Source organism: Cytophaga sp. (assembly GCF_051961495.1).
In the GTDB taxonomy this organism is placed as follows: Bacteria; Bacteroidota; Bacteroidia; order Cytophagales; family Cytophagaceae; genus Cytophaga.
Genome location: NZ_JBQCDF010000094.1, coordinates 1 through 16,743, shown reverse-complemented (window position 1 = coordinate 16,743; position 16,743 = coordinate 1). Strand labels below are relative to the sequence as shown.

The 16,743-nt window shown below is 38.7% G+C and carries 16 protein-coding genes and 1 pseudogene; 16 read left to right on the top strand and 1 reads right to left on the bottom strand.

All coding sequences use genetic code 11. The annotated features are described in order from the left end of the window. The 14 genes from ACTHJT_RS04345 to ACTHJT_RS04280 form a co-directional block, all read left to right on the top strand. Positions 1 to 2,513 (top strand): RHS repeat domain-containing protein (locus ACTHJT_RS04345; RefSeq protein ID WP_440236621.1); only part of this gene is annotated, 2,513 nt, incomplete at its 5' end. A 376-nt stretch (positions 2,514 to 2,889) separates the two neighbouring features. Next, the gene (locus ACTHJT_RS04340) at positions 2,890 to 4,140 is read left to right on the top strand and encodes a hypothetical protein (RefSeq protein WP_440236620.1); all 1,251 of its coding nucleotides are present in this window, start codon (positions 2,890 to 2,892) and stop codon (positions 4,138 to 4,140) included. After that, positions 4,128 to 4,493, top strand: coding sequence for a hypothetical protein (locus ACTHJT_RS04335; RefSeq protein ID WP_440236619.1), 366 nt, complete (start codon positions 4,128 to 4,130; stop codon positions 4,491 to 4,493). Before ACTHJT_RS04340 ends, ACTHJT_RS04335 begins: the two co-directional genes overlap by 13 nt. Next, positions 4,490 to 4,963 (top strand): PulJ/GspJ family protein, encoded by a 474-nt coding sequence (locus ACTHJT_RS04330; RefSeq protein ID WP_440236618.1) that lies wholly within the window; start codon positions 4,490 to 4,492, stop codon positions 4,961 to 4,963. The genes ACTHJT_RS04335 and ACTHJT_RS04330 overlap by 4 nt, the downstream gene beginning before the upstream one ends. 14 nt (positions 4,964 to 4,977) lie before the next feature. Continuing rightward, a complete protein-coding gene (locus tag ACTHJT_RS04325; protein ID WP_440236617.1) occupies positions 4,978 to 6,132 on the top strand; it encodes a type II secretion system F family protein in 1,155 nt (384 codons plus the stop codon). Positions 6,133 to 6,210: 78 nt separating this feature from the next. Continuing rightward, positions 6,211 to 6,630, top strand: a complete 420-nt coding sequence (locus tag ACTHJT_RS04320) for a prepilin-type N-terminal cleavage/methylation domain-containing protein (protein WP_440236616.1) — start codon at positions 6,211 to 6,213, stop codon at positions 6,628 to 6,630. 3 nt (positions 6,631 to 6,633) lie between these two features. Further along, positions 6,634 to 7,152: a hypothetical protein gene (locus tag ACTHJT_RS04315; protein ID WP_440236615.1), complete on the top strand. Its 519-nt coding sequence runs from the start codon at positions 6,634 to 6,636 to the stop codon at positions 7,150 to 7,152. Between the two features lies 1 nt (position 7,153). Further along, on the top strand, positions 7,154 to 8,584 hold the full coding sequence (locus ACTHJT_RS04310; protein ID WP_440236614.1) for a GspE/PulE family protein: 1,431 nt from the start codon (positions 7,154 to 7,156) through the stop codon (positions 8,582 to 8,584). A gap of 6 nt (positions 8,585 to 8,590) precedes the next feature. After that, entirely contained in the window at positions 8,591 to 10,582 is a 1,992-nt protein-coding gene (locus ACTHJT_RS04305; protein ID WP_440236613.1) for a type II secretion system protein GspD, read from the top strand. A 14-nt stretch (positions 10,583 to 10,596) separates the two neighbouring features. Then, entirely contained in the window at positions 10,597 to 11,817 is a 1,221-nt protein-coding gene (locus ACTHJT_RS04300) for a hypothetical protein (RefSeq protein WP_440236612.1), read from the top strand. After that, positions 11,818 to 12,336, top strand: coding sequence for a hypothetical protein (locus tag ACTHJT_RS04295; protein ID WP_440236611.1), 519 nt, complete (start codon positions 11,818 to 11,820; stop codon positions 12,334 to 12,336). It abuts the gene before it with no gap. Beyond that, positions 12,333 to 13,265 carry a hypothetical protein gene (locus ACTHJT_RS04290; RefSeq protein ID WP_440236610.1) on the top strand — a complete coding sequence of 311 codons (933 nt, stop codon included), beginning with the start codon at positions 12,333 to 12,335 and terminating at the stop codon, positions 13,263 to 13,265. Before ACTHJT_RS04295 ends, ACTHJT_RS04290 begins: the two co-directional genes overlap by 4 nt. A gap of 7 nt (positions 13,266 to 13,272) precedes the next feature. Further along, entirely contained in the window at positions 13,273 to 13,767 is a 495-nt protein-coding gene (locus ACTHJT_RS04285) for a hypothetical protein (RefSeq protein ID WP_440236609.1), read from the top strand. Further along, positions 13,751 to 14,515: a toxin-antitoxin system YwqK family antitoxin gene (locus tag ACTHJT_RS04280; protein WP_440236608.1), complete on the top strand. Its 765-nt coding sequence runs from the start codon at positions 13,751 to 13,753 to the stop codon at positions 14,513 to 14,515. Before ACTHJT_RS04285 ends, ACTHJT_RS04280 begins: the two co-directional genes overlap by 17 nt. Here the strand turns inward: ACTHJT_RS04280 and ACTHJT_RS04275 are convergent. Beyond that, positions 14,512 to 15,351, bottom strand: coding sequence for a DUF4846 domain-containing protein (locus tag ACTHJT_RS04275; protein WP_440236606.1), 840 nt, complete (start codon positions 15,349 to 15,351; stop codon positions 14,512 to 14,514). The two genes, ACTHJT_RS04280 and ACTHJT_RS04275, sit on opposite strands and share 4 nt — an antisense overlap. A gap of 465 nt (positions 15,352 to 15,816) precedes the next feature. Between ACTHJT_RS04275 and cmk the strand changes: the two genes are divergently transcribed. Beyond that, a complete protein-coding gene (cmk, locus tag ACTHJT_RS04270) occupies positions 15,817 to 16,521 on the top strand; it encodes a (d)CMP kinase (protein ID WP_440236605.1) in 705 nt (234 codons plus the stop codon). Between the two features lie 38 nt (positions 16,522 to 16,559). After that, a pseudogene (locus ACTHJT_RS04265) lies at positions 16,560 to 16,688 on the top strand (4-hydroxy-3-methylbut-2-enyl diphosphate reductase); the annotation flags it as partial. Positions 16,689 to 16,743 lie beyond the last annotated feature (55 nt).

The following is a 16,743-nucleotide window of genomic DNA, read 5'->3' as shown; positions in this document are numbered from 1 at the left end:
AGAATGGATTGAATAGTGCACCGTTATCATTCAAAACACAGAAGCAATATGATGCATCTCCGGTTGCGAATACCGTGATCGGCATTTTAAATAACAGCCAGAGTACAAATTACGGTGGTTTAACATCTTTGAATTATCTGGTTGATTACAATCTGATTGAATACAGTACAACGACTGTATATAATATATTAAATGCGAGCGGAGGGACAATTGCTACAAGGCAAAGAAGGAATGTGTGGAATCAGGCAGCATTGACTTCAAACAAGGCGGGCTATACAACGGCTTATAGTTATGACAATGAAGGAAGGTTAGAGTGGATGGCTCAAACCTTACCAACATTGGGTTCAAAGACCATGGATTATGTGTATGATGAAAACAACAGGTTGTTGCAAAGTATTTATCAGAAAAATGATGCCAGTGATCGTTTTATTCATATATATACTTACGATAAAATCGGAAGATTAAAGACTACTTCTACCCGTGAGTCTAACGGGCTGGTGAAGCTGCATGAAAAAAACAGTTATTATCTGCATGGTCCGTTAAAACGAAGAGAGCTGGGTGAAAGCCTGCAAGGTGTTGATTATGTATATACGATTCAGGGCTGGTTGAAAGGTATCAATCACCCGGAAATGAATACCGCGAAAGATCCGGGTAAAGACGCCATGGCCGGCACACCAAATGCTGGTTTCACGGCAGATGTATTCGGCATGAGCCTGGATTATTTTGATGGTGATTATTCCAACGGTACAGTGGCATATGCAACACCGGGCGATATGCATAGCTCAAATTACGGTTTGATTGGCCTGGATGGAGTAACGCAATCGAACATGTATAACGGTACGATACGAAGTGTACTCTGGCAGACTTCAGAGAAATTGAATACAGGAAACTATCCCAACCAGATGAGCTTTAATTACGATTCAAAATATCAGCTTAAGACAGGATTTTATGGTGTACAGGATCTTACAACAAGCAAGTTTGTTCGTACTAATCCAGACACTTATTTAACTGGTGTGTCGTATGATTTGAATGGCAATATAATTGGTAAGCTTACATATAAAACAGCCGGAACAGAAAGTCTGTTTTATAACTATGTAGCTAACACCAATAAGCTGGCAAGTGTACAGTTAGTAAGTGCTGCATTCCGCACGTATCTATACAATGCCATTGGTCAGATGACGCAGCAGACAGATGCTGATGGGAAAGTTAAAAAACTTAAGTACAATACAGCTGGGCAGGTGATTGAAATAAAAAATGGAAATGATGTTGTTAAGGTTACCTATGAGTATAACGAGCGTGGACAAAAGGTAAAAAAGCTTACCTATTCAGGGGGAGTATTAACAAATACTACCTGGTATGTGCTGGATGCCTCCGGAAATATCGTAAGTCTCTATGATACTAAATCCGGCAGCCAGCAACAGGCCGAAATTCCTGTATACAGTTCAGCACGTATTGGAGTCGTATACAAAAACGGATCGGCACTTACATTCACCTATGAGTTAAAAGACCATTTAGGTAACGTACGTGCTACCATCAATCGTATTAGAAAATCACCAGGTAAAGCTGACGTGGTAAGCTGGGCTGATTACTTCCCATTTGGAGAAGTAATCCCGGATAGACATTTTGAAACAGCTGGATTGCTTTCACGTTTTGGCTATCAAGGTGACTATTGTGAAGCTGAAATGGACGAGACTGGTTGGAATGACTTTGACCTGCGTATGTATGACCCGGTTATTGGTCGTTGGTTGAGCAGAGATCCGTATAATCAGTATCATTCTCCTTATGTGGGGATGGGTAATGATCCGATGAATGGTGTAGATCCTGATGGGGGTTATAAAACAAGATTTGGAGCTTGGACTGCAGGGCTTGTTTCAGGGATTAAAAATTTTAAAGTTGATTACGAGGAAGGTAGGGGGTATTATTATCAAAGAAATGATGTAACTGAAAATTATGGAGGCACTTTTGACCCAGAATTAGGTTGGGTTTATGGAGATATTGAGGTATATCCTAGATATTTTGAGTCTGATAATCATAGTGTTATAGGTTTTTTTGACAAGCATGCTAATTATGTGATGGGTATAGGGCCGATATTAGCTTTGAAAGCTTTGCAAGCTTTAAAGAATAGTCATGGAACCACTTATACAAATAATAGCGGCCTATCTCTTCCCACTCCTGTTGGGAATTATAAAGGATACACATCAAGTACAACAGGTTCGACAAATTTATTTCAAACAAATGTGACAACTTTTAATGGTATTTATGACAATACTGAACATACCTTAAACTTAAGAATTGTAACTGTTGGAACTAATAGCGATGGAGCTATATTAGCTTCAGTCAATGCTGGATTTATCGCAGTTCAGGTAGAGGCTGGTTTACCCGGGGTCACACTTGATGTGAATACTACCAATATATGGGGAGAGACTAGAGGCACTGAAATAACTATTGATCCAAAATCTGTAGGAGGGGCAGCTGCTCTTTTAAGGGGAAGAAGGCCAAGTTATGCACCTTAATTTTTGTCTAAACTTATATTAATATTTGGTTCTGAGTCACAATACTAAGCGAGTTGTATTTTTAATGAATAATTTTATTATTGATATGGGTCTTCTGTAATGCTAAAGAATATCACATATTATAGGGGTTTGATTCATAAATTAAACCCCTATAATATGTAATTATATCATACTACGAGCAAACATTTTATAAATAAAAAATGGATAAAAGAAATACATAAAATCTCCAGTCTTATATAAATTATAAATGATCTGAATCAAATTCTACGATTCAATATTATTTAACAATGTCAAATAATATTGAATTGCAATTACGATTCAAACTTTACTTCCAATTCCCCTTAAATACTACTACATTTAATCCTCAATTTACCGAGTGATGCGCGTATCAGCCAATGCCTTATTTGTAGTCATAATTATCTCCGTGCTGTGCTTTATCATCACCGGCGCGCTGATCAATTATTCGTTTTTATATAAAGGACACATCTATACCGACCGCACAAAAATACAGTTGCAGCACAACATAGATGCGGCAACCACGCTGGTTTTACATGCGCCGGAAAAAGATTTCATGAACCGCACCGAGGCAGTAGATCTGTTTGCAGACGGACAAGACAGCGTGCACATCAAAGCAAACTACTGGGGACTGTTTACCATGTTCAGCCTTGAGACCTTTGCTCCACATGACACCCTGCGACGCGCATTTTTAAAAGGCCGCGATCTGCCGCAACTTTGCAGATCGGCTATCTACCTGCAGGACAGAGATCGGCCACTGGCCGTAAGCGGCATAACAAAAATCAAAGGCTTTTGTTACCTGCCCGGTGCAGGTGCTAAAAAAACATTCGTGGAAGACGATTCTTACCACGGCGACACGATTATATTTGGTAAGGTAGAAAGATCAAGCAGATACATGCCCGGGGTTGATTCTGTTTGTTATGATTATTTAAACAAACTTGCCGATGGTGTATTCCCTGCAGGCATGGTCATAACGGAACTTTCAGAGTATGTACATAATTCCTTCTTCAATCCTACAGCCTTTATAAATATCAACGGCGGTGGATATTTAAACCGCGCAAACATTCAAGGCAATGTATTTCTCTATGCATCCGGCCCCCTCACCATTGCGGCATCCTGCAAATTAAAAGATGTCATCATTGTTGCGCCTTCGGTAAAAATTGAAAATGGATTTAAAGGCAACCTGCAGGTCATCGCCTGGGATTCGGTGGTTGTCCAACCTGCGTGTGAACTTACCTACCCTTCAGCTATTGTATTGCTGAAGAAAAAATACAAAGACAAACCTGTAATCCGCATAGAATCCGGCGCGCTGGTTGAAGGCCTGCTCATCAGCTGGCAGGATCAGGACGACCAGAAACGCACATTGGTAACCATTGAAAAAAATGCAACGCTGAAAGGCCAGGTATTAACAAATGGCATGGCCTGTATCAAAGGTACTGTGAACGGCAATGTTACTGCATATAGTTTTTATTACGAATCAAAAACAACGCAATACGACAATTTACTTTTGGGTGCAACCATTGATTATACAGCTCTTTCAAAACATTTTACCGGAGGCTATTTCCTCCAAACGACCAATCAAACAAACCGCGTACTGAAATGGCTGCAATAATAAAAAGCTTAGCAACCAAACAGGTTAGCGCCATTTCCATTATGGAGGCTGTTATTGCAACAACCGTACTCATGATTTTGTTTGGAATCCTGATCAGTGTATATACGAAGATCTTACCTGTTACCTATACCATGCGTCATGTGCGGGCAGAGCATATGCTTGAAAAAGAAATGCAGTATGTAGAACAGAATAAGCTCTATTCGGATAATACTATGTATGTAGACCCATACACCATTGAACGCAGCATACGTCCTGCAGCACAGCCAGACTTTATTGTGGTTGAGCTTAGAGCGAAAGATGCTGCCGATAGCGTTGTGGCACGGTACAAAAATCTAATATATATACAGAAATGAAAAAGGTGCCGGCATTCACTGTATTGGAAACAATCATTGCACTGACTATTTCAGCCATTGTGATTTCCGGAACATTTGTTATGTATCAAATGATCTTTAAACAATGGACAAAATACAGAAGACTTACGAACGAAGTATATGACGCGGTGAACATGGAGCGCTTGTTGAAAGAAGATGCTGCGGGCTGCACCTATATGTACACAACACCTTCAGGCTTGTATTTTGAACGGACAGATACCTCACATGTTGTATACAGCATGCAGGATTCGTTTGTAGTGCGCAATTGCGGCCGTCTGGATACCTTTTACACCGGAGCCTGTACGCGCGAAGCATTCTTTAATAAAAAATCTGTTGCAGACTCTGCCTTGATTGACCAGGTCAATCTTTCTTTTATAAAAGAGGAAGATTCAAATTATGTATACATAGAAAAACAATATGCTGCAGAACAATTGTTCCGTCTTAATCATTAATACAGTTACATCCCATGGCACTTGATCTGAAACAGATAAAAAAGAATTCGGTTGCAGCAGGAGCTGTAAACAAGACTACTGTTCACAAAACGGAAACAACTTCTGTCAATTGGTTGAACAGGGACATTAGCTTCGGTTCATCTTTTACCAATACGAAGAAGCAGCTTTTTTACGAAGAGCTGAGCGTGCTGATGGGCTCAGGCATGGATATTAAAACTTCTTTTGAATTGCTGGAAGAAGAGCAGGAGAAAGAAAAGGATAAAGTGCTGATTCGTAGAATAAGGGAAGATATCATTGCGGGAAGAAGCTTGTCACAAGCAGTTCAATCGTCTGGTTTCTTTAGTCCGTATGAATATTTCAGTATTCAGATTGGCGAGGAGACAGGTAAAACAACACAGGTGCTCGAAGATCTCGGATTGTATTATCAACGTCTTATCAGGCAGCGCCGCCAGCTGGTATCTGCTCTTACCTACCCCTGCATTGTACTGGTAACAGCATTTGGCGCAATATTTTTCATGCTCAATTTTATGGTGCCGATGTTCAGCGAGATCTTCAAACGATTTAAAGGAGAATTGCCGGCAATTACCAAAGCCATTATTGTCATGTCTGATTTTTTAAGGACCTTCTGGTTGCTGGGTTTTCTGGCAACAATAGCTATTATCATGTTTTTTGTACTCAACAGAAAAAAAGAATGGTACAGAAAATATTATTCAAAGATGATTTTAAAAATACCGGTTGTTGGTCCGATCTTTCATAAGTTATACCTGGCGCGTTTCTGCAACTCCATGCACCTGCTGTTATCTTCCCGGGTCGATATGGTGCGGGCGATATCCATGGTGCGGCTTATGATTGATTTTTATCCGATAGAAAAAGCACTCGAAGAAATCGAACCCCGGATCATCAATGGAGCTTCGTTGTTTGCGTGCCTGTCAGACTACCCAATCTTCGACCGTCGTATGGTTTATCTGATTAAAGTCGGTGAAGAGGTTAATAAAATTGACCGTTTTCTGGATCAGCTTCATAAGCAATATGCTGAGGATGCCGAGCATAAATCTGCCCTGATTGGCTCTTTAATTGAACCGGTCATGATTGTACTGCTGGGCGCCATTGTAGGAGTTATCTTGATAGCCATGTATTTGCCTCTGTTTCAGCTCGGTAGTTCCTTCTAAAAAAATTATATTGTTAATAAGAAGTCCTTGGAATTAGGTTTCGTATCTTTGTTTAATAATATAATAATGTTTTAAAAAATGAAGAAATATAATTTCAAATATAAAGTTTCGGCATTTACGTTGACGGAAGTATTGGTTGTATTAGTAATTGTAGGGATTTTGGTTTTGTTGGCATTGCCCAATTTAATGCCCTTGATTTCGCGTGCAAAAAGCACGGAAGCCAAAGTTCAATTGGAACATGTTTATACATTGGAAAAATCCGCTTTCTATGAAAAATCAAAATATCCGGCAGATCTGGAAGCGATAGGCTTCGTGCAGGAAAAACTGGTAACGGAAAACGAAAACGGAACAGCGAATTACAGAGTTGAAATTGTAGAAGCTGGTCCGTCAGGCTTTAAAGCACGTGCAACAGCAGTGGTTGATTTTGATGGAGACGGACAATTTAATATCTGGGAAATTGATCAGGATAAAAATCTTCAGGAAGTAGTAAAAGATTAACAGATGTCTGCGAATTTACTTGCTGCAGGCTCACTGATTGCAATCTCCGCCTGGATTTGCGTCCAGGATTTCAAAGAAAGAAAAGTATATTTATTCTGCTACTTGCTTTTGGCAATGTGTGTATTAGCTGTTCAACAAACACATTGCGGCTTCGGCGAACTCTTTTTAGAGAACCTCATGATCAATAGCTGTATATTATTTATTCAGTTCGCCATTATTGCGGTTTATTTTAAATGGGTTAGAGGCATGCAAAGCACAGCCGTAATTGGCGTAGGTGATATATTGTTTTATTTCTGTCTGACTCCTTTTATGAGTGTCCCCACATTTGTAATGTTCAATATTGCGAGTCTGTTGGTAGTAATAATATTATTTATATTCTTAAGAAAACAATTAAAGATGTTAAAGGATTCAATTCCTTTGGCAGGTATTCAGTCTGCATGTTTAATCGTAGTACAGCTACTCGATTTTTATTATACAGGCATTTTAGGCACATGTCATATTCCTCAATGGATTATGGAATAATATGGATGAACTAGTATTAACGGCACAGGAAATTCAGCAGCTTACGCCCGAACAGGCGTGGCATTATAACATTGTGCCCGTGCCGGTTCACACTGCAGAAGCAGATTTCTTTATTGACGAAGAAAGCAATCAATCGGATACGGCAGAAGAACTGGAATTAATTCTGGGCAAGCCTGTACAATTCATTGTAAAACCTTCACCCACGATCAGAAAATGGTTGTCTACTTTTTACCGGAAAGAACAGGAGACACAGGAATCAAGTGGCGGCGTGCTGCAATACACTTCCGGCTCAGATGATTTTTTGACAAGGTTAATTGTGGAAGCACAAAGCATTCGCAGTAGTGATATTCATTTGGAAATATATGAACAGAAATGCCGTGTCCGGATCCGGATTGACGGGATGTTGGTTGAACGCTTTATTATAGAGCGGGAGCACTACCCCTCATTGGTGAACCGCATTAAGATTATGGCTCATATGGATATCTCTGAAAAGCGATTGCCACAAGACGGCCGTATTTTCTTTCAAACCACTACTGAAAAATTCGACATACGTGTTTCGGTGCTGCCGACCTTGTATGGAGAAAAAATTGTAATGCGTTTGCTCAGCCAGAATGCAACAAATATATCCATTGAAAAACTGGGCTTTGAACAGGATACACTTACAGCGTATTTGCAAGGCACCAGGCGTAAGCAAGGCCTGATATTGATCAGCGGACCCACAGGTTCAGGAAAGACAACAACCTTGTATGCAACCCTGAAGTTGTTGAATGAAGATACAAGGAATGTACTGACGATCGAAGATCCTGTTGAATATACCCTGCCCGGTATTAATCAGGTACAGCTGAAAGAAAATATAGGGTTGAATTTCGGTGTTACACTGCGTACATTCTTACGACAGGATCCGGATGTTATCATGGTGGGCGAGATCCGCGATGAAGATACAGCCAATATGGCTATACGATTAGCACAAACAGGACACCTGGTACTTTCAACCATTCATACAAACTCTGCCTGGGGAACAGTTTTCAGATTGGTGGATATGGGTGTGCCGGCTTTCCTGCTGGCAGGTACATTGAGTTCATCTGTTGCGCAGCGCCTGGTAAGGCTGCTCTGTCCGGCATGCAAACAAAAACAGGTATTTAATCCTGGAGAATACCCCAAGGCATTTAAAGCACCTTTTGCAGTAGAATATCATTATACATCAAAAGGCTGCGAAGCCTGTTATTACACAGGTTACAAAGGACGTAAAGCCATTTACGAAGTAATACCTATTGACCAGGAAATGTCTGAGTGTATCAAGAATACCATCTTCGATGTGTCCGCACAGCTGAAAGAAAGAAATATAAAAACACTTTCAGATAATGCATTTAACCTCTTTGCTGAAGGCGAAACGTCTTTGGATGAAATATATTCGTTACTAGTAAACTTCTGACAGATTATGTTACGGAATTTTCTTATTCCTATTTTGCTATGCTTCATTTGTACGTTTGTACATGCTCAAACAGAATCAGCCAGGATTGATTCTCTGGAAGCCAAACTGAACAAAATAGCTAAAGCCGGAGCACCTGGATTGAATGACCAGATAGATTTTTCTGTCTCAGGTGTGAGTATACAGGAGTTTCTGCGAGGTATTGCAGAAGCACATGAGCTGAACATCAATATTGATCCGCAATTGAATTTTAAAGTATATAATAACTTTTCTAAAGAAACGGTATTGAATGTAGTTCTCTTTTTGGCAAGGGAATATGATCTTGACATCCGTTTTACCGGTTCTATCATGTCATTCTATCAATATGTCCCCCTCGTTGAAAAACCTGCATATGTTGCTAAAGAGCTAAACATTCGATATAGCGGATATTCAAATTTACTGAGTGTGGATTTGAAAAATGATTCATTGGTTGCCGTTGTTAAAAAGATTACCCAGATCACTAAAAAGAACGTTATACTTTCTGCCGGACTGGATAATAAAATGGTGAGCGTGTATATTGAAGAAATGCCGTTTGAAGCTGCAGTAAGCAAGATGGCGTATGCAAACAATCTGAAAGTTATTAAAACAGACGATAATTTTTATGTGATAAAAAATATAAACGAAGGCGAAAATACACTTACGGACGCCAATAATACAGGCTTCAAACCATCGTATGGATTGGAAAATAATAATGCCGGCTTTCAGAACAACAATTCAGGCTACAATTCCGGTTATCAGCAGGCAGCGGCTCAACCCTCATCTATACGCTGTTTCGTAGATGATTCCGCGGGTTTTAAAAAAATACATTTAGAAGCGATTAATGCACCAATTTCTGAGGTACTTAAAACAGTTGCTGCTAAAGCAGGATTGAAATATTTTATGTACTCGGATATCAAAGGCAATTGCACGTCTTTTGTAACGAATGCCACTTATTCAGAATTGCTTACATTCTTATTGCAATCAACCGAATATACATTTAAAGAAGAAAATGGATTGTATCTGATTGGTGACAGAAAAATTGAAGGTTTGCGTACACACAAAGTATTACAGCTTCGGTACAGATCGTTGGATAATATTCAGGATGTTATTCCGGCAGAATTAAAAAAAGGCGTGGAGATCAAAGAATTTAAAGAACTCAACAGTATTCTGTTGTCAGGATCATTACCGCAGATCAACGAGATAGAAGCCTTTATAAACAGCATCGATAAAATAGTTCCGATGGTGCTTATTGAAGTAATCATCATGGAAGTAAATAAAAGCAGAACAGTTAAGACTGGTATTACGGCGGGATTAAAAGATTCGGTTGTTACAGGGGGAACCTTCCTGCCGGGGCTTGATCTTACGTTAAGTTCTAAAACAATTAATAATTTTTTAAGCACCATTGGAGCAAACAATGCTATTAACATTGGTCAGGTAACACCGGATTTTTATATGACACTAAGCGCCCTGGAACAGAACGCAAATATTGAAGTTAAATCCACTCCTAAACTATCAACGTTGAATGGACACGATGCAACAATGTCAATCGGAAGAACTTCCTATTATTATGTAGAGACACAAAATACCATTGGCTCATTAACAACAAATACGATCAAGACAGTTCAATGGAACTCCGTACAGGCAAACCAAACAATAACAATTAAGCCGCTTGTTTCCGGAGATGATCAGGTAACATTGAATATTGATGTGAACATGACAGACTTTCTTCCTGCCAGCCAGCAATCGAATACTTCCAATTCCCCTCCCAATACATCTACAAGTCAGTTCAAATCTATTGTACGCGTAAAGAATGAAGAAATGATTGTATTAGGCGGACTTGAAAAAATTCAAAAATCACATGAAAGTTCCGGTGTACCTGTACTTTCAAGAATACCGGTTTTAAAATGGTTATTCAGCAGCAGAACAAAAACGAAGAGTAAATCTGTAACAGTAATATTTATCAAACCAACGATTATATACTAACTTCTTTGTGAGCGATGGTTTCTTTAGTTAAATCCTGGTTAAAAGGTACGGATAAAATTGCCGGCTTATCGGTAAAGATCAATAATGATCTTACGAAAGAATACCGTCTGCTCGTGATTAAAAACAGTAATGGAAAAATTACAGTTGAAAACACGCAGACAACAGGAAACCTGGAGGAACTGAAAGCAAATTTAAATGCAGATACGCCTGTTATCTTATGCATAACGGGCAAAGGCATCATTAACAAATTTGTTCCCGGAAGCCAGCAGGACAAGAATCTGTTTCCCGGAATGGATGCGAATGAAATTGTTACACAAAAATACCTCACTCCAACAGGTTATTTTTTATCGCTCATCAGACAGGAAACATTGAAGTCGATTTTGTCTGACATTCGTTCCGCAGGCTTTTACACAATTTCTGTTTCATTAGGTTCATACATCACACATCATTTTTTGAAAATCACAAATAGCATTACGCAAAGTAATATCGCATTTGATGGTAATCTGTTAATTGTAGATGAAAATAAAGAGCTTGTTGAATGCTATTCGGATAAAGTAAATGCTGATTCGCAACAGGAATTTATGATTGCGAATGAAAATATTAAAAGCGAATATCTGAATGCTTACACGGTTGTAAATAGTTATTTATTTTTTGAAGAAGCCAGGATTGCATATTGTACAATAGAAGATTCGGAAATTACAAATGAACAGAAACACTTATATAAAGACAAGGTACTCTGGAAACGGAAAGGTTTAGCTGTATTGGCAATCGTATTAGTGGTTCTGATTGCAAACTTTATATTATTTTCTAATCTGAGTAAAGCAAATAACATTAATAGAACTAAGCTGGGTATCTATCAGGATAAACTTAAAAAATTGGACTCACTGGAAAAATACGTTTCTGAAAAGAAAATATTACTGAGTGATGTAGGTTTGGCAGATAATTTTTCAGTGTCGCAATTATGCGATGCACTTGCTGCATCTGTACCGTCCGATGTTCAATTAAAAGAATTAGCGATCAATCCGGTAGATGACCAGGCTAGCAGAAAAGAAAAAGAATTGGTTTATCAGCAGAAGAAAGTTTCTATTAAAGGAATAACGAAAAATATGTCTTCCCTGAATCAATGGTTGAAAACGATAGAAGCAAAAACCGGCATTAAAAATTTGAAGATGGAAGAATATCATTATGACCAAAGTGCTTCTGCCGGTTTTTTTGTATTGGAGGGTAATATTTAAATGACTGCATTGATTTTAAAATATAAAAACATATTTATCCTTCTGTTTTTGGTTGTATTGATTTATCAATTCGCGATCTCAAAAACGATAGAAGAATACACACTTTCAAGAGAGTTGGATCAACAGCTGGTTAAAGCAACAACTTCAGAAGAGTCTATACGAACATTGGAGGCCGAAAAAAAAGTTATTAAAATAAAGCTTAATAAATTCTCTTCAGATTCTGTTAAAAATAAAGAATACATCTTTCATCTGTTGGCAGAGTTCTGCAAACAGAAAAGAATTCGGTTGAGAGATTTCCCGGAAGAAGGTATTACGCAAAAGGGTGGATATTTACTCGAAACAAATAAAATAGTTGCTGAAGGGGAATATGCAAATCTCCTGCAGTTGATCAACCATATTGAATATGACAGCAATATTGGTAAAATAAGTTCAGTAAGATTTTATATGTATAAAGATCATAAATTACAAAAGGATGTTTTGCTTACTGAGATTTACATTCAAAACCTTTCATTAAGATGAAATATATAGGGTATATGATAAGTCTGTTCTGCTTGTTCATGCTTGCAAGCTGCGGATTGATATTTGAGAAGTCAATTAAGAATGCAGACCTGGTTGTTGATTCTCCTGCAGATTCAGTAACAATCACACAATACACGCAGACTTTTATGTGGCAGGATGTAAGTTATGCTACTAGATATCGTTTGCAGGTATGCAACGACAATTTCCATTCGGGAAATTATATTTATGATACAACCGTTACAGCTACGCAGGTTGCATTAGGGTTTCAGCCGGGCGAATATGAGTGGAGATTGCGCGCAGAAAATTCAAGCAGTGAAACAGCCTTTCATTACGGGAAAATCTATGTTAAAAAAGGCGATTTTACACAACAGAAAGTAACGGTTAAAGAACCTGCCGCAGAAACCATATCAACAACCTCTTCTATCAAATTTTCATGGGAGGCCTTATATGATGCTCAAACCTATATCATTGAAATAGATACCATCACAGAAGATTTCTCTGACCCAATGTTTACGGATACTGTAAAGAATGCTCTTACTTCAATTAAAAAAGTAATTCCTAGACGCGGAGATTATTGGTGGAGGATAAAGGCTATCAGCTCTTCAGGCGAAGAATCATTATATACTGCCCCACAAACATTCTATTATACAATGACAGATATTGATCTTCTTGCACCGAAAAACGGAGCGAAGACTTCTGCACCAGTTTCATTTAGCTGGTCTGCTATTGACGATGTTAAGAGTTATAAGCTGTACATCTACCAAAGTGATTCCGTTACGGTTATCCGCACGCAGACAGTTACTACAAACAGCACTTCAATAAGTGACCTGGATCTTGGCAGAACATATTTCTGGACGGTTACGGCACTGGATAACAACGGTTATCCGGGAAGCTCTTCGCAAAGAACGAAATTTACCGTGAATCCTTAAAAGAACGATGAAGGGTAAATCAACGACATACGTTTTGCTTTTGCTTGTAATTGGCATATGGGCATGGATCATGTATAATGTATATGATTATGTAGGCGAAGACCGTTCGCATATTGTGCTTCAAAAGAGTCGCAGCAATAATAAAATAGTTGATTCTGTTGAAGAAAATAAAAAGTATGTACTAAAATTGAATTATATAGATCCTTTTTTGAAGAAGGGGATTAAATATTCAGAAAGCAAAACTAATAACGCTACGCCGCTTGTTATGAAGACAAGGCCTGTTGAAACAAGTGCAGCTAAAGAAGAAGAGACTATTGTGTTGCCTGAATTTGCTGGTCTTATTTCAAATAAAAAAGGAAACGTAGCGATACTAATATGGTCGGGGAAAGAGTATATGCTGCAGGAAGGCGATCAGATAGAGAACATGACCGTGTTGAAGATTACAAAAGATTCAGTTAAACTTATGATCGATAAAAAAGTTTATTATGTTAAAAAAAATTAACCTGACATTTTTAGTGTGTCTATTTTATTCTGCCTCTATTCTTGCTCAGAATATAAATATAGAAAACCCGGATAAGATTTTAATGAACAGGATATACGTTCAATATAGCGATAGCATTATTGAAACATATTACTATTCAGGCGACAAAAAAATTAAGGAAAAGGATAACCTGGTTTATTATTGGTATGCTGCAAATGATATTAAAAGGACACAGGGCGCTTATGAAGGAAAAATTCTTCATGGCAAATGTGTGATGTTTTATAACAATAAAGATCTGCTTGCAAAGGGAATGTTTAAATACGGCGTAAAAACCGGTATATGGAGATATTGGTATAAAGGAGGCAAGCTGAAAAGTAAAGAGATCTGGAAGGATGGACTGTTAACAGGCGTAAGCTTTTCGTATGATAAAGATGGAAATCTTCAGGCAAAAAAAACTTATAAGAAAGGTAAGTTGAATGGATGGGTATATTACTATGATTCAAAAGGTCTGCTGAGCAGAAAAGAATGTTTTCAGGATGGCAAGCCAACTAGAAGCATCGTTTATACCATTAACGACAAAGGTAAAGCAGTTGCGGAAAAAGAAAAGAAAGAAGAAAAAGCTGACAAGGAAGAAAAAGCCGGCAAAAAGTTTTTCTTCTTTAAAAGGAAACCAAAAGAAGAGAAGCCAGCTAAAACAAAAAAAGAACGCAAAAGCAAAATTAAAATTCAACGATACCACCAGGTATCACCCGGCGGACAAGGGGCTTAAAACCGTTTCAGGTCGGTTGTGTCAAACGTCCACTCAGGGGTGTTAAGCTCACGGTTTTCGGGTATTTCATACCACGGACTTAAGTCCGGATCCGATAAATTTTTAACAATATGAATATCCTGTGCCGGCATATAACTCTGTGCCAGCATAAAGATTTTTTTGCCTGTAATTGTATCCACAGCTACGTCAATAACAATCATTGCATGGCCTGGGAAACCGCCGTGGATAAAGACATCACCACCCTTTATAGTTTTAATTTCAACCGACCTCAATTCCTTTGAAAGCGAGTAGGTACCGCAATACATAAAGACTGTGTTGAGGTAGGAACGAAAGCTTGCATAAGTGGTATCTCTGTTTTGAGATTTTGTCCATGATACGGTACTGCCATGAATCAAAGGCCTGTAGCCTTCCCTCCACTTTGAATAGGCTGCTTTGTTACCATTGGTAAATGTAAAAACAATAGAATCGTAGGCCTTTTTCTGATACAGGTATTCAGCTCGAAGGCGCATGATCGCATCGGCACATTGCTGCAAATCTCTTGTGCCCCGGTCAACATTCAACACTGCCGCATGAATGCGTTGATTGTTTTTCAGTTCTCCATTAAACAGAAGTACCGGTGAACCATCTTTTTTCAAAGGCAGGGTTTCCAGCCAGCCGGCAAAAGATTTTGTGTCCGTGATGTTTCTTGAGTAACCCGTTGGGCAGGGAAAGCGTTCTAATACAATATTCGGAACTGTAGCATGCAAATTCAAAGTAGTTGAAGCCTCCTGTCCGCAGGAAAACATGCCCAGGGTGCTGCAGAGCAAAGTACCAATGATATAGTAAACGTTTGTCATATAATTAGTTATATTAAATTGGATATGAAGAAAATAATAATTTATAGCACTGTTGCTGTCATAATGCAGAGTTTGGTTTCCTGTTACGCCCTGCAGCAAAAAAAAGCTGCAAAAAGTCAGCCGTTCAAACCGCACAAAGAGTCAAAAATGAAGCATAAAAAGCACCATTAATGGAATAATAAAGGTGGATTTTCTTTACATTTAAAGATAAATTTGTGTGTATTTATATTAAATCAATAATCTCATGAAAAAGGCAATGTTTGTAACGCTTGTAAGCAGTATTTTGGTAGCATGTATAGTATCATCCTGTAGTAGTGGAGCGTCGCAGCAGTCATGGCACCCAAGAACAGGTAAAAAGCCTAAGCCAGGTCATAACCGTTAAAAATAAACCGCATCCAGTGCGGATTCAAGGCTTCAGCCTTTTAAAAAATACGGATAAAAAGAGATCTTGAAGCATTCTTCTTTATGAAAAAAATTATCGTAGCTATTGACGGGTATTCGGCATGCGGGAAAAGCACAACAGCGAAGATATTGGCGGCAAAACTTGCCTATGTATATATTGATACCGGAGCGATGTACCGGGCCGTTGCCCTGTATTTTATCCAGCATTACATCAATAGTACCAATCCCAGGGCAGTTGCCGAAGCTTTAAACCAAATTCATATTTCTTTTGTTCATAATAATAAAATAGATGTGTGTGAAACATATCTGAATGGATTGAATGTTGAATCTGAAATCCGGAAAATGTATGTTTCTGAAAAGGTAAGTGAAGTAAGCGCAATACCGGCAGTAAGAAAACATCTGGTTGACCTGCAGCAGAAGCTTGCCCGTAAAAGAGGCGTTGTGATGGATGGCAGAGATATCGGTACACATGTATTTCCGGATGCAGAATTAAAAATATTCATGGTTGCAGATATGAATGTGCGCGCATTCAGAAGACAGCAGGAGCTGTTTGAACGCAAGCAGATCGTAGACCTTGAAGATATCATTGCAAATATTCAGAGCCGCGACCTGATGGATACCACAAGAGAAGAGTCTCCGTTGCGTAAGGCTGCAGATGCGTATGAGATCGACACAACCTACATCACCGTAGAAGAACAGGTTGACTGCATCATGAACCTGGCGATAGGCAAGATGATTGAAAAAGAATACAGATTAGAAGATATATAAGACGAATGCTTCCGGCATAAATCTCAGGAAAAGTAAACATGAATGTGATCATTGATAAAAATTCAGGCTACTGTTTTGGAGTTGAATTTGCCATTCAAATGGCAGAAGACGAAATGGCTACAGGCGAACCGTTGTTTTGTCTGGGTGATATTGTGCACAATGCCATGTAGGTTGAACGTTTGGCTGCAAAGGGCTTGAAGATTATCGACCGGGAACAGTTGA

Coding starts and splice junctions, on each gene's coding strand:
- ACTHJT_RS04335 (WP_440236619.1), top strand. CDS start 4,128: ATGGCTGCAATAATAAAAAGCTTAGCAACCAAACAGGTTAGCGCCATT.
- ACTHJT_RS04330 (WP_440236618.1), top strand. CDS start 4,490: ATGAAAAAGGTGCCGGCATTCACTGTATTGGAAACAATCATTGCACTG.
- ACTHJT_RS04325 (WP_440236617.1), top strand. CDS start 4,978: ATGGCACTTGATCTGAAACAGATAAAAAAGAATTCGGTTGCAGCAGGA.
- ACTHJT_RS04320 (WP_440236616.1), top strand. CDS start 6,211: ATGAAGAAATATAATTTCAAATATAAAGTTTCGGCATTTACGTTGACG.
- ACTHJT_RS04315 (WP_440236615.1), top strand. CDS start 6,634: ATGTCTGCGAATTTACTTGCTGCAGGCTCACTGATTGCAATCTCCGCC.
- ACTHJT_RS04310 (WP_440236614.1), top strand. CDS start 7,154: ATGGATGAACTAGTATTAACGGCACAGGAAATTCAGCAGCTTACGCCC.
- ACTHJT_RS04305 (WP_440236613.1), top strand. CDS start 8,591: ATGTTACGGAATTTTCTTATTCCTATTTTGCTATGCTTCATTTGTACG.
- ACTHJT_RS04300 (WP_440236612.1), top strand. CDS start 10,597: ATGGTTTCTTTAGTTAAATCCTGGTTAAAAGGTACGGATAAAATTGCC.
- ACTHJT_RS04295 (WP_440236611.1), top strand. CDS start 11,818: ATGACTGCATTGATTTTAAAATATAAAAACATATTTATCCTTCTGTTT.
- ACTHJT_RS04290 (WP_440236610.1), top strand. CDS start 12,333: ATGAAATATATAGGGTATATGATAAGTCTGTTCTGCTTGTTCATGCTT.
- ACTHJT_RS04285 (WP_440236609.1), top strand. CDS start 13,273: ATGAAGGGTAAATCAACGACATACGTTTTGCTTTTGCTTGTAATTGGC.
- ACTHJT_RS04280 (WP_440236608.1), top strand. CDS start 13,751: ATGTTAAAAAAAATTAACCTGACATTTTTAGTGTGTCTATTTTATTCT.
- ACTHJT_RS04275 (WP_440236606.1), bottom strand. CDS start 15,351: ATGACAAACGTTTACTATATCATTGGTACTTTGCTCTGCAGCACCCTG.
- cmk (WP_440236605.1), top strand. CDS start 15,817: ATGAAAAAAATTATCGTAGCTATTGACGGGTATTCGGCATGCGGGAAA.